Origin of the sequence: Bacillus sp. 22483 (assembly GCF_052044605.1) — a bacterium.
GTDB lineage: Bacteria > Bacillota > Bacilli > Bacillales > Bacillaceae > Bacillus > Bacillus altitudinis.
Genome location: NZ_JBQENU010000004.1, coordinates 194,046 through 207,697 on the forward strand (window position 1 = coordinate 194,046; position 13,652 = coordinate 207,697).

The following is a 13,652-nucleotide window of genomic DNA, read 5'->3' on the forward strand; positions in this document are numbered from 1 at the left end:
AAATAAATACTTGCCACATTCAAATTAGTACTGTATAGTTCTGATTATGACAAAGATAAAATTAATGAATCAAAAACGTGTGCTTGAAGTAGCTGCAACATTATTTTTGGAAAAAGGGTTTGCTTATACAAGTATGGATGAATTGGTACGTGTAAGCAAAGTATCAAAGTCTAATGTGTATTATCACTTTTCTAATAAGGAAGAATTATTAGAAGGGGTCGTTGATTATTGGATTGACATGTATCAATCCGCAATAGACGACGTAATTTCTCAGACCCAATTTTCAGTTGAAGATCGTACCCAAATGTTTTTAAAGCAATTATCACAAGGCGTTCAGTCGAGAGAGTATAAGGGTGGCTGTCCATTTATTACTCTTTATATTCAAAGTCCTGCACAGGCCACACATATAAAAGAAAAAATAGGTCTTTTTTTCACAGGATTACAAGAGAAAGTTTCTCTATTACTGAAACAAGGTGTAGAGAACGGGGAATTCAGAGATTCGATTCAGATTGATGAGGTGGCATCACTTTTTATGACAAATCTTGAAGGAGCGTTATTTATTTCAGAAACATTGAAGGATGCAACTGTCATCACAAAAACAGCAGATCATTTATTTAACTTGCTTCGATAAAGAAGCATTTTTTTTACATCAAATTAGTACTGATTAGTACTAAAAAGGAGATTTCACATGAAAACAGTATTTTTAACGGGTGGAACGGGCTTTATTGGGAAGCAATTAGTCGAGGAATTAGCGAAAGAGGATGTGAACATTCTTCTTTTAGTAAGGTCAAAAAGTAAAGCAACACGCATTTTTCAAGAAAGAGGTATTTTAAAAGAGTCAGTGATGCACTTTGTTGAAGGTGATTTGACGAAAATAGATTTAGGTCTAAGTCCTGAAGATAAAGAGAGGGTATTGAAGACGGATGTGATCATTCATGCAGGAGGCCCGATGGATATTCAAGCAACCAGTAAAGAGGCAGCTTCTGTCTTTTTAAATGGCGCCAAACACATTAGTGAGTTAGCTAAAAGTATTCATCAATTGAAGGGCTTGCAGCAATTGATTCATGTTGTCGGTTATATGAGCCCCTTTGATGATCAAAATAGCAAGATTGCCATCGACGTGTTTGAAGAAGGAAACGAGTACTTGAAAATAAAAAATCCTTATGAGAAAACAAAGTTTTTAGCAGATCTTTATATTCGTCAACAGGCATCAGCAGTAGGTTATCCGCTTTCTGTCATTAATCCGCCAACTGTCGTTGGTAGTAGTCAAACAGGGAGTACAGAGCAAATTGCAGGATTGGGTTTGCTTGTAAAGAGTATGCGAAGAGGGCTCATGCCGGTGATTCCTGGAGGTAAGGACTATCGGTTACCACTTATTTCAAACGATGAGTTTGCGAAGTTTATTGTACAGGTTTTCAAGTTGGAGCAGCCGGCTATTCAAACATATACACTTGTTGAAGACAAAGAGCACGATCGGAATGTTGCTGGACTATTAAGTATGATGTCAGAAAGTATGAATATGAGGACGCCAAACATCTCTGTCCCAATGCCACTGATGAAAGCTATCATGAATAGTGGTGTAAGTAAACTCACAAACATTCCTTCTGACGGATTGAATTTTATGACAAAACGAACGTTCTCAAATGTTTCAGTGAAAAAAATAATGGGAGAAGATTGGTTTAAGAAGACGAGTGTCATGACATTTTTCCCTGCTGTAGTAGCTGATCTAGATTATCGAATGATGGCTCAAAATAGTGAACACCAACATTTATTTAAACGAACATTATGCGATAATAACACCCTTTACCAATTACAAGGAGCAGGGAAGCCGTTTATTTTATTACATGGTTTATTGAGTGATGGAGAAGATTTATTTCCTTTAGCACAAGAGCTTCATGAGAAAACAGGTCAACCTGTATGGATTTTGGACCTTCCTGGTTTGGGGCGTTCTCCATTTAAACGAGAGAAACATCTTCTAGATATCTATTTGAATGTAGTGAAAAAAGTAATAGAAAAAGCGACGAATGGTGCACATCTAATCGGCCATTCATTCGGTGCGTATATTCTTCTAGAAGCTTTGGGGCAAGGGTACATAGATAAGAAGTATTCCATCACTTTACTTCAGCCGCCTGTTGCTAAACAAAAGGCAAAATCACTTCATGTTCCTCAATTTCTGAACAAATGGACATTAAGATTGGCAACGACTCATTTGATAGAGCGTTATGTATTAAGAAATGGTTTGTTTGAAAGCACGGAGAGCATCCCTAAACATTATATTGAAAAAATCAGAAACAGCTTTACTTCTCCTAGAATTTTAAATACGACGGTTCAGCTTAACCATTTATTACTGGAAACCGATCAAGGTGACTTTAAAGAAGTCACAAAGGATAACTTACACATAATTTGGGGGGAGTATGACAGAGGCTATTCTGCGCCATCGCATCTTGGGAAGGTTGATTTTGTTCCGTATGGCCACCATTTCCCTCTTAGCCATCCGAGTGAAACGGCAGCATTAGTCATCAATAATATTTGTACTAGCAGATAGGAGTCACCCCAAAACGAAAAAATGAGAATGATGACAAGTGAGCAAAATTTTTCGTTCTGGGTCTTGAAAAAATAAAGGTTAACGAGGTGCATAAAACGCATCTAAGGTTTTCGTCATATCATCAGATGCAGATTGTAAGATAGTCCTTTGATCTAAAATCGCTGTTCCTTGTGCCCGGACAATATGAAATTGTTGAAAGCCCATCAAGTTTTGGAATATTTCCTTTAGATAATAATATGAAAATTCCAGTGGTGTGTACCGATCGTTATTTGTGAAAATTGAGCCACTTGCTTGAAGCAAAAGTACACGATAATCGTCAGTCATCAGACCAACTGAACCATTTTCTGTATATTTGAACGTTTCTCTAGCAATGAAGATATTATCTATATAATCTTTCATACGTGACGTCACATTGAAATTATGAACAGGTGATACAATCACAATTCGATGATGTGCTTTGAATTGAGCCAATAGAGCAGATGAAGCAGCGGCGATTTTTTCTTCAGCAGCTGTTAATGATTGTTCAGATGCTTGCTTATCCCAAAGTCCTAGCAGCTGGTCTTTTTCGATACGAGGAATTTCAGTTCCATATAAATGTAAAATGGTAGGCTCCTCATGAGGAAATCTTTCTTTAAACTGTTTTAAAAAAAGTGTTTGCAGTTTGTTTGAATAACTTTCTCGATGAGTGAAATCTGGGTGCGCGTTAATGATTAATGTTTGCATATACATGCTCCTTTTCTTTTGATAAGCTGAGTATAAATGATAAAGGTGACAAAAGAAGTCACCTTTTAAGAGGGAAGGCAAATGAAAAAATCAGAACGATTAAACCAAGAACTTATTTTTTTAAGCGATAAACACTCTTTTCAGTTAAAGGACTTACAATCCGAATTTGGCATTTCTAAACGTACGGCTTTAAGAGATATGGAAGAGCTAGAGTCCATGGGCTTAGCTTTTTATGTTGAAAATGGCAGACATGGAGGATATCGGCTCGTGAATCAATCTCCATTGGTTCCGATCTATTTTCAAATAGATGAAGTTCAAGCCATTTTTTTCGCTCTTAAAGCCTTAGATCTGTTGTCAGCAACACCGTTTAAAAAGTCTTACTCACAAATTCGCCAAAAACTGTTTGCTACAATGTCTGATGAGAGAAAACATCGGATCACGGAGATTTTGGATGTGATTCATTACTATCATGTCGCGCCAGTGAGTGAACAAAATCATTTGGATTTGATATTGCAGGCAATGATGGAAGATCAAATCGTGAAGATGACATACACTCAATATGAACATAAAAGGATCAGGCTACAATTTCTTGAGTTGTTTTATCGAAATGGGATTTGGTTCACCGAAGCATATGATGTTCAGAATAAAAAGTGGGGCGTCTACAGATGTGATTGTATGACGGACATGATGATCGAAGAAGAAACGAAAGACACCTTTACGAAGGAAGAATTAAAAGCACTGCAGCTCGAGTACGAAAAAACTTATCATGATATCTCTTTTAAATGTCGATTAACGGAACAAGGGAAAGAGAAGTTTTTGAAGAATCATTATCCGAATATGAGATTGGAGACCATTGATGATACGCCTTATATAGTGGGTGGGTACAACCAAGAAGAATTATCGTATATGACTCACTATTTGATCTCATTTGGGAAACATATCAAAATTGAATACCCAGATGAATTAAAAGAGAGTTATTTGACTCAATTGCAAGAAATGATGGATCAATATTAAAAATGAACGGATTGTATCTGAATCACAAAAAACTCAACACATGAAAAAAGGCGAACTGTCGTAATTCGCCTTTTTTTATTATTTCGCCGCCTGAAATGTATTTGTTTTCGATTGGTCATTGACCTTTCCATACGTCAGCTGACGCCAGATAAATTCCATCGGTCCAGACTTAAATCGCTTTAACCATAACGTACTGAAAAGGACAAGGAAGGCATACACGCCAATAGCCATGAAGAACGTGCCAGCCGGTGAAAGATGATCGGCAAGTCCAGCTCCGTACTTGAGAAATAGCATTGTGCCAATAATGGAGTGTAGCAAATAACAGGTCAGGGACATTCGTCCGACTTTGGTGAACACCATTAAAGCACCTCGCAGCTGAGGAATGTGCAGAAACAGCATCGCAAGTGAACTCATATAAAACATACTGCCAGTCAATCCCCCATTTTGCTCAAGTGCAGAGACAATGTTCATCCATGGCGTATTTCCAAAAGAGTTGACCGCCGTCATAATCGTACTGGCTAGTGTGATAAGAAAAGCAATTGTACAAATCATCCAAATACGATTCCAAATCGCTTTTTTCGTCTCCATGTTTTTGAAAAACGACATTTTCACAAAATACACACCAAGTAAAAACATGAAGAACATGGAATAGACGGTGGAAAATGAGCTCGAAGCCATCGTGAACATATCCGTCCACCGGTCACCTATCGATGCTAAATAAGTCAGACTGTTGTGACTGGTCAATTCAAAATCGGCAAAATCAGGCTTGCCTGATGATCCTGTACTGATGGTATTGAGCAGCATGGTGAAAAGAGGCGTGAGCAATTGAATCACAAAGAGTGTGATGAGCCAGTACTGGATGGTTTTGGCTGTGCGTTTGTAAAAGAAAAGCAGTAAAAAGCCCGCGACAGCATAATAGGTTAAAATATCTCCAATCCATACAAACGTGACATGCAGAAGACCGATCCCTAAGAGAATGGTTAATCTGCGAGCAAACAACTTGTTCGGGCTGTCCACCTTTTGAGCGGCTCGATCCATAAATATCATAAAACCAACCCCGAATAGAAAAGAAAATAACGTAATGAATTTCCCCGAGGCAAACCAATTCACAATGTGGTGAAAACCATCATTAGACTCCATCTCAAATCCCTTGACCGAATCCACAATCAAAAAATAGTTGACCAAAATAATCCCCATTAAGGCGAATCCTCGTACAATGTCCAAAAAATGCACCCGTTCTTTGAGACTCATTGGTTGTCCGTGTTCTACCTTGCTTACATTCATATCAATGCTCCTTTTCGTGTATTGGATCTAAAGATAAATCCTTCAATGAATCAATATACAGGTCAATTCTTAATCATTTATGAAGATCCAATTTTTTGAAAATAAATGTGACAACTTGATGGCAATTGATCATATTCATAAACACTTAAGATTTATGGTGTATCTTTTCACATAGCTAGATGATATATAGTAATAACATATAAAAATGAACATCATGAAGGATGAGGTGATTGAGACATGACCCATCGAATATTAGTTGTAGAGGATGATCAGGAGATCGGTGATCTTTTGCAGGAATCTCTGACACGTGCAGGGTATGAGGTGCTGAGAGCCATGAATGGCAAGCAGGCATTGCATGTTATAGATGATTCGCTGGATTTGGTGATTTTGGATGTCATGATGCCAGGTATCTCCGGTATAGAAACGTGCCAGCAAATAAGAGCCTCCTCAAATGTTCCCATTTTATTTCTGACAGCCAGATCAAGTACATTGGATAAAACAGAAGGATTACTCGCTGGCGGAGATGATTATATGACAAAACCTTTTTCAGAAGAGGAGCTTCACGCTAGGGTCATGGCGCAATTGCGCAGATATACCATCTATCAGGAAAAAAAGGAACAGGAAGAAACCTATTTAGTTGGTGGTAGCCTGAGGGTGAGTGAGGAATTTAATGAAGTGTGGAAAAGTGGGCAGCAAATCAAGTTATCTGATTTAGAATATCGGATATTAAAACTGCTCATGAACAAACGAAACAAAATATTTTCTGCTCAAAATATTTATGAAAGCGTGTGGGGCCAGCCTTATTTTTATTGTTCAAACAATACGGTCATGGTGCATATCCGAAAGCTGCGTGCCAAAATTGAAGATGACCCGGCTCGTCCCGTGTATATCAAAACAGAATGGGGGAGAGGATACCGGTTTGGCACATCGTAAATATACGCTGACCAAAAAGCTGTCACTGCTCATTTTGGTCGCTACTATCGTAAGTGGTGTTGTCTTTTTGACACTGCAAAAGATCACTGATCACCTGATTGAAGGATATTTAAGTTCGGATGAGTACTATAAGGAAGAATCTGCTAGATACATTCAAACATTCAGCCGCTACGTTTCAGAACATGAGCTGACTTCAACGGATCGAAAAGCATTCGGTGAGTGGGTGAAGAAAGAAGATTATATTAATCTCACTGTTTACAAAGATGAAGTGCTTCAATATGACTCGATTTACTCTGTCGCTGACGAATCGGCCTATGGGAAAGAAAAGGAGACCGACTACGCAAAGCGTCATTCTTACCCGGTTCAATTTAGCGACGGAGAAGGTAGGGTTATGGTAGACGGGTTTTACTCCTCTCGATATCACGATCTCGCCTTTACACTAGAACTGCTTGGTGCAACACTCATTTTTCTCCTGATTGTGCTTGTTGGCATTCGCCGAAGCCTACGTTACTTGCAAACGATCCGTGAAGAGATTCATATTCTTGAAGGCGGTGAGCTCGATTATGAGATGACAGTGAAGGGGCATGATGAATTGGCCATGATTGCAAAGAGCATTGAGGATTTAAGAACAGCCTTTTTGGACAAGCTTCATGCCATTGATAATCTGCAGGAAGAGAGCCGCAGTTTAGTGACCGAAATGTCGCATGATATGAGGACCCCGCTGACATCACTCATCATGAATCTGGAATTTGCGAAAAAAGAGGAGGCTCTAGCGGATACCCGCAAGGAGCAATATATAGCGAGTGCGTATGGAAAAGCCCTACAATTAAAGAATCTGTCTGACAATCTATTTGCCTATTTCCTGCTAGATAAAGATCACGAGTCAGAGCTTGAAACCGTTGCAGTGAAAGAAGTGATTTATGATCTTCTATCAGATCAGGTCGCCCTGCTGCATCAGGAGAATTTCACGGTCCATATTGTAGGCGAAATGCCGGATAGCTATATTAATGTGAATGTCGAGGAGCTTGGCAGAGTATTTGATAATGTGATGTCTAACTTACGTAAATACGCAGATCCTGAAAAGGACATTCAGATCACTTTTTTATCCGACCAAGATGTCTTTGAAATCCATGTGAGCAATGCGATAAAAAAGACAGACATCATACCGGAAAGCAATGGACTCGGGGAACGAAGCATCAAGCGGATGATGTCCCGAATGCATGGACAGTTTGAAAGTGTAGAAAAACACGATACCTACTACATCGTACTGCGATTTTGGAATACCAAAATGTAGAGAGCAAAAACAACATCATGGAATGGGGAAACAATCTGATGAAACGATTCAACAATTTCCAAAAGGTACCTGATCTTCTGCAAGCCCTTCTGAATATCTGCCTGTTCTTTCTAGCGATTGCTCTAAGCGTACTCTTAATTAGTGAAACATGGTACATCGTGCAATTCGTCTATAAAACATTGTTTAACAAAGGAGAAAGCTATTATGGAATGCTTGGCGAGCTGCTGATCTTCTTTATGTATTTTGAATTTATCGCCTTAATTATTAAATACTTTAAATCCAACTTTCATTTTCCGCTTCGCTATTTCATTTATATTGGCATCACAGCTGTCATCCGTTTGATTATCATTGATCATGAACAGGCCGTATCGACATTCTGGTGGGCATTGGCCATTCTTGCGATGACCTGTGCACTCTTTATCGCGAGCAAAAGAGATACTGCTCATGAGCATGAGGAAGTGAAGTGAGGAAGAAGAAGGACGAGTGGTCAACACTCGTCTTTTTTGTGTTTAAATGAACAGTTTTTGAATATGTGTTGATTAATGAACAATGATTGAAAGATTGACAATTGATGATGATGGATCTAGAAAATATAATGTAAATAGACAGGTGTTCATAAATGAATAGATGTATAGAAAAAGTATTCTGTCCAAAGCAGTTAACGGATTCACAAGTTCTTATGTTATGCTTTAGAAAAAGAGAAACCATTCTTTTCCTAGACATTGATTGTCATCATTCTATCTATAGGGGTCGATCGTATGCGAAGTATTCAAAGTTTGTTTGTTGAATGGTTACTTGTACTTACAAAGAAGAAACTGAATGTTGAGGGGTATTTAGAGGAACGAAGAATGGCGAATCAATTACCTTATGTGCTGCCTGAGAAGTTGAAAAAGAAATATCACATCACCAAAAGCAGCACGTTTTCAGTCGATACGTACATGTTGAAATCAGATGTGCAGCCAGATGATCATCAGGTGCTATTTTTACATGGAGGAGGCTATATTGAGCAGCCGCTCGTATGGCATTGGCGTTTCTTGGATCGATTGACGAAGCAATTAAATAGTACGGTGTATGTGCCAGTTTATCCAAAAGCACCGAATCATCAATATATGGATGCAATCGAGAGTGTTCTCCCAGTTTACCAAGCTCTTTTAGAAAAAGGAACACCAGAAAAAATCGTCATCATGGGTGATTCTGCTGGAGGCGGTTTATCGTTGGCCTTTGCTCAATACTTAGCGAAAAAAGGTCTCCCGCAGCCTGGAAACATTCTTCTATTATCACCATGGCTTGATGTGACATTAAGTAATCCTGATATCGCTAAAATGGTTCCAAAAGAGCCAATGCTCAACCTAGATTTACTAATCGAATCGGGCAAAGCCTATGCAGGTGATACAGATGAAACACATCATTTGATCAGTCCAATCTATGGAGAAATCAAATCGTTAGGACGAATTTCTGTTTTTATTGGCACTCATGAATTCTTTCTCCCAGATGCCCGGAAATTCAAAGAGATGGCAGACAAGCAGGGTGTTCCCATCAACTATATCGAATACCCAAAAATGAATCACGTCTTTCCTGTCTTCCCTATTCCCGAAGCGAACCAAGCGTTAAAACAAATTGTCGCCATTATTGAGAGTAAGACGTTCCCTTTGAGGGATATGACAAAATAGGATGCGAACATGAGGATGGCCAGCAATGCTCTAGCCATTCTCGTGTCTAATTGGAGGATCAAAAGTTAATTATGAACGAAACAGAACCGTTCTCATTTACAAGTATGCAGGAAGTAGCTCCTGTAGCTATTCCAGAAAGACAGTTCATTCAATCACATGACGGCATACGTCTTGCTTATTATCCGTTTTTATCAGAAACAAACACGCAGACCAATGTGATCATCATTCATGGCGGAGGCGCTCACAGCTTGGCTGGTTATGAGCATATCGCCTATACATTGCAACATGATTTTCACGTGAATGTGTTTTTGCTGGATTTGAGAGGCCACGGATATTCTGAAGGAAAGAAGGGGGATACACCCAAAGTCACTGACGTGTGGCAAGATATTTCGCAAGTTGTGGATGTCATCAAACAGCAGCACGAAGGAGCACTTTATCTTTGTGGTCATTCCTCTGGAGCTGGATTGCTGCTTCAATATCTATCTTGGGATGAAAAAAGAAAAGTAGACGGTTACTTTTTTATTGCTCCTGAATTTGGCTACAAATCTGACACAGCAAAGTCTAATCAAGTCCCTTTTGCCACAGTTCAAGTTTGGAAATTCGTGCTATCTGCGATGACAAAAGGAAGGCTGATGGGGCATTCAGAAGCTGTACGATTTCACTACCCAGCATGGGTGATTGCACAAGATCCACTTCTTTTAACAGGCATTACCATCAATATGTCTCTTGCCTTAACGCCATCTGCACCTCAAAAACAATTTGCAAGGCTGGACCAGCCTTATGGCATGTTTGTTGGAAGCGAGGATGAGTTATACGACGTAGACAAATTTCATCCATATCTGGCGCTTCCAAATCAACAGGTGAAAAATCAATCTGTTTACCAAGTGATAGAAAACCATACTCATTTGTCCATTTTACTAGAATCGGGAAAAAAGATTGGGCGTACCATCCAAATGTGGAAAAGTTCCAATTAACCTGAACAACTAGTCAACACTCTACCTTTTTCTTAAAAATTTACATTGACACCATCCTTTTCTATGATAAAATCATAGTGTGATAATGAGAATCGTTATCAAACGATATGACTACATATAGAATGGATAGGTGAGGTACATGTTCAAAAAATCTTTTTGGTCGCTATTAGTTGTGCTCTCCATCGTATTACTTGCGGCTTGTGGCAGTAATAGCAGTGAAGGCAAGTCAGATAGTAATGAGAAAACAAGAACCGTTGAAAGCGCTATCGGTTCAACTGAAATTAAAGGATCGCCTAAACGTGTGGTGACGTTGTATCAAGGAGCAACAGATGCAGCCGTCGCTATGGGCATTAAACCAGTGGGTGTTGTAGAATCTTGGCTTGAAGCACCTACGTATAAATATTTAAGAGATGATTTAAAGGGTGTCAAAATTGTTGGGCAGGAAACACAACCAAACTTAGAAGAAATTGAAAAGCTGAAGCCAGATTTGATCATTGCATCAAAAATCCGTCATGAGCAAATTTTTGATCAGCTGAAAGAAATCGCTCCAACTGTTGCAACAGAAACAGTGTTCACTTTTAAAGACACAGTGAATTTAATGGGTGAAGCGTTAAACAAGCAAGACAAATCAAAAGAATTGCTGACGAAGTGGGATGACCGTGTCGCTGACTTCAAAGAAAAAGCAAAGAAAGACATTAAAAACTGGCCAATGAGTGTGTCTGTGGTGAACTTCCGTGCAGATCATGCAAGAATCTATCAAACTGGGTTTGCAGGTTCAATTTTAACAGAGCTAGGCTTTGAAGGTCCTAAAAATGTCAAAGATAAAAAGCAAGATATCATTACACTTACAGACAAAGAGAGCATTCCACAAATGGATGCAGATGTGATCTATTACTTCATGGATGATCAGGATAAAGCAGTTGAAAAAGCATATAAAGAGTGGACAAGTCATCCTTTATGGAAGCAGCTTGACGCAGTGAAAGCGAAACAAGTGCATAAAGTCGATGAAATCACTTGGAACATGGCTGGCGGTATCACCGCTGCAAACATGATGCTTGATGATATTTATGATCGTCTAGGGCTTGATAAATAAGTGTAGCAGAGGAGAAAATGTGGAAAACCATTTTCTCCTTTTTCCATAACAGATTGAAAGCGGGAATCAGATGAGAAGTTTATTAAAAAAGGATTCGAGCAAGGCACTGCTATTTGCTGGATTCATCGTGTTGATGTTGGTCTTTTTTATGCTCAGTATTTCTCTTGGGCAAACCTCAATTTCCCTCAAAGCCACCATCCATGCGTTTCTTCAGTTTGATGAGTCAGATCCAAACAGTGTGATTGTCATGACATCCAGATTATCAAGAGCTTTAATTGCGACGGTTGTTGGATCAAGTCTAGCGATTTCAGGTGCACTCATGCAGGCATTGACGAGAAATCCGCTGGCTGCACCAGATCTTTTAGGTATTAATGCAGGTGGACTCTTTTTTATTGTGATTTCGATTGTTTTCTTTTCTACCGAGTCGTTAACAGGTTATATGTGGACGGCCTTTTTAGGCGCTGCCATTGCAGGTATGCTCGTCTTTCTTCTAGGCTCCATTGGAAGAGACGGACTGACACCGGTCAAAATTGTACTCGCAGGTGCTGCGATATCTGCTCTGTTTGCGTCCTTTACTCAAGGACTTTTAATCGTGAATGAACAGTCCATTCAAAGCATCCTGTTCTGGATGGCTGGTTCAGTGTCAGGAAGAAGTATAGATATGCTGCTGCCTGTGCTGCCTTATATTCTTGGGGCGACTGTGGTGGCGCTGCTTCTTGGCCGCTCGATCAATGTCCTTTTATCGGGTGATGATATTGCGAAAGGGCTTGGCCAACGTACGTTGCTTTTGAAGATGACGATGGGGGTACTTGTCGTCTTTTTAGCAGGAGGTTCCGTCGCTGTCGCAGGATCCATTGGATTTGTTGGTTTTCTTGTGCCGCATATTGTGAAAAAGCTTGTTGGACCTGACCACCGCTGGGTACTGCCGTATTGTGCCGTTGTAGGGGCGTCGCTTTTACTTGTCGCAGATCTTGCCGCTCGTTTTCTGATCATGCCGCAGGAAGTACCGATTGGTGTCATGACGGCAATTGCAGGAGCGCCTCTATTTGTTTATCTCGTGCGCAAGGGGTTGAAGACAGGTGGCTAAAACATATACAGTGCGTTCAAAGGGCGGGCGCATTTCATTTCAATTTTCAAAGCGGACATTTTTGATTTTACTATTATTGACAGGCGTTGCCTTTGGTTTATTTATTCTGAGCCTTTGTATGGGCAGCCGCTTTATTCCGCCTACTGATGTGCTGCTGCATATCTTCGGACAAGGTGAGGGAAATACGTTTGTATTAAATACGTTGAGGATTCCAAGGACCCTGCTTGCGGTTTTAGTGGGAGCGGCACTTGCGGTATCGGGGCTTATTTTACAAGGTCTCATTCGAAATCCGCTTGCATCGCCTGACATCATAGGAATTACGAGCGGTGCGTCGTTTGGCGCCATTATGTTCATCGTCTTTTGGATGGGCACTGTGCCTATTGCTTATCAGTCGTTGTGGGCAATTGCAGGCGCTTTTGCGGTATCATGCCTGATTTATTTGCTTTCATGGAAAAAAGGCGTCAAGCCGATCACGCTCGTCTTGATGGGGATTGGGATTTCCGCCATTATGAAGGCGTGTGTGACGTTTACTCTTGTGCTCAGCGATACGATGACCACGACCAAGTCATACATCTGGCTGACGGGCAGTTTATATGGTTCTACAATGAAGGACGTCATCGCAATGCTTCCTTGGGTATTGATTATTTTACCGATTGTCATGGTGCTGGCAAGAACGATGAATGTGAAGGAGCTTGGAGATGATCTTGCAACAGGTCTCGGGGTCAAGGTTCAGGCGAAGCGGTTATTCTTTCTACTGATGAGTGTGACATTAGCCGGTATTGCCGTTGCATTCGCAGGTGGTATTGAATTTGTTGGACTGATGGCGCCGCATGTTGCACGGATGATCATCGGTCGTTCCTTTATTGCGCTTGTTCCAGCATCTGCGCTTGTTGGAAGTATTCTCGTCATGCTGGCAGACTTAGTTGCGAGAACGGCTTTTCTCCCGTTAGATGTCCCGGCAGGTGTTTTTACGGCGGCAATTGGTGCACCGTTCTTTATTTATTTGTTATATCAACAGCGAAATCGTTAAACGAA

The 13,652-nt window shown here is 40.2% G+C and carries 13 protein-coding genes; 11 read left to right on the plus strand and 2 right to left on the minus strand.

Going from position 1 to position 13,652, the window contains the following annotated elements:
- The first annotated feature begins 64 nt into the window (after positions 1 to 64).
- Entirely contained in the window at positions 65 to 631 is a 567-nt protein-coding gene (locus ACTJJQ_RS08195) for a TetR/AcrR family transcriptional regulator (RefSeq protein WP_242731025.1), read from the plus strand.
- A gap of 57 nt (positions 632 to 688) precedes the next feature.
- Complete coding sequence (locus ACTJJQ_RS08200) at positions 689 to 2,545, plus strand: alpha/beta fold hydrolase (protein WP_242731023.1); 1,857 nt, start codon at positions 689 to 691, stop codon at positions 2,543 to 2,545.
- Between the two features lie 78 nt (positions 2,546 to 2,623).
- On the opposite strand, the gene ACTJJQ_RS08205 is transcribed toward ACTJJQ_RS08200, so the two are convergent.
- Positions 2,624 to 3,268 (minus strand): FMN-dependent NADH-azoreductase, encoded by a 645-nt coding sequence (locus ACTJJQ_RS08205; RefSeq protein WP_242731021.1) that lies wholly within the window; start codon positions 3,266 to 3,268, stop codon positions 2,624 to 2,626.
- Between the two features lie 81 nt (positions 3,269 to 3,349).
- Here ACTJJQ_RS08205 and ACTJJQ_RS08210 point away from each other — a divergent pair, with 81 nt between their 5' ends.
- Entirely contained in the window at positions 3,350 to 4,282 is a 933-nt protein-coding gene (locus ACTJJQ_RS08210; protein WP_242731019.1) for a helix-turn-helix transcriptional regulator, read from the plus strand.
- A 78-nt stretch (positions 4,283 to 4,360) separates the two neighbouring features.
- Here the strand turns inward: ACTJJQ_RS08210 and ACTJJQ_RS08215 are convergent, their stop codons facing one another.
- Complete coding sequence (locus tag ACTJJQ_RS08215; protein WP_440600102.1) at positions 4,361 to 5,566, minus strand: DUF418 domain-containing protein; 1,206 nt, start codon at positions 5,564 to 5,566, stop codon at positions 4,361 to 4,363.
- A gap of 237 nt (positions 5,567 to 5,803) precedes the next feature.
- On the opposite strand from ACTJJQ_RS08215, the gene ACTJJQ_RS08220 reads away from it, so the two are divergent.
- The 8 genes from ACTJJQ_RS08220 (at position 5,804) to ACTJJQ_RS08255 (ending at position 13,647) form a co-directional block, all read left to right on the plus strand.
- Entirely contained in the window at positions 5,804 to 6,499 is a 696-nt protein-coding gene (locus ACTJJQ_RS08220; RefSeq protein ID WP_440600103.1) for a response regulator transcription factor, read from the plus strand.
- On the plus strand, positions 6,486 to 7,793 hold the full coding sequence (locus ACTJJQ_RS08225; protein WP_050826588.1) for a HAMP domain-containing sensor histidine kinase: 1,308 nt from the start codon (positions 6,486 to 6,488) through the stop codon (positions 7,791 to 7,793). Before ACTJJQ_RS08220 ends, ACTJJQ_RS08225 begins: the two co-directional genes overlap by 14 nt.
- A 38-nt stretch (positions 7,794 to 7,831) precedes the next feature.
- Positions 7,832 to 8,260, plus strand: a complete 429-nt coding sequence (psiE, locus tag ACTJJQ_RS08230; protein ID WP_008346998.1) for a phosphate-starvation-inducible protein PsiE — start codon at positions 7,832 to 7,834, stop codon at positions 8,258 to 8,260.
- 291 nt (positions 8,261 to 8,551) lie between these two features.
- Positions 8,552 to 9,463 carry an alpha/beta hydrolase gene (locus tag ACTJJQ_RS08235; protein ID WP_440147895.1) on the plus strand — a complete coding sequence of 304 codons (912 nt, stop codon included), beginning with the start codon at positions 8,552 to 8,554 and terminating at the stop codon, positions 9,461 to 9,463.
- Positions 9,464 to 9,534: 71 nt separating this feature from the next.
- Positions 9,535 to 10,437: an alpha/beta hydrolase gene (locus ACTJJQ_RS08240; RefSeq protein WP_008346992.1), complete on the plus strand. Its 903-nt coding sequence runs from the start codon at positions 9,535 to 9,537 to the stop codon at positions 10,435 to 10,437.
- 139 nt (positions 10,438 to 10,576) lie between these two features.
- On the plus strand, positions 10,577 to 11,530 hold the full coding sequence (locus tag ACTJJQ_RS08245; protein ID WP_007500381.1) for an ABC transporter substrate-binding protein: 954 nt from the start codon (positions 10,577 to 10,579) through the stop codon (positions 11,528 to 11,530).
- A 70-nt stretch (positions 11,531 to 11,600) separates the two neighbouring features.
- Positions 11,601 to 12,617: a FecCD family ABC transporter permease gene (locus ACTJJQ_RS08250; protein ID WP_008346988.1), complete on the plus strand. Its 1,017-nt coding sequence runs from the start codon at positions 11,601 to 11,603 to the stop codon at positions 12,615 to 12,617.
- Positions 12,610 to 13,647: a FecCD family ABC transporter permease gene (locus tag ACTJJQ_RS08255; protein WP_039168968.1), complete on the plus strand. Its 1,038-nt coding sequence runs from the start codon at positions 12,610 to 12,612 to the stop codon at positions 13,645 to 13,647. Before ACTJJQ_RS08250 ends, ACTJJQ_RS08255 begins: the two co-directional genes overlap by 8 nt.
- Positions 13,648 to 13,652 lie beyond the last annotated feature (5 nt).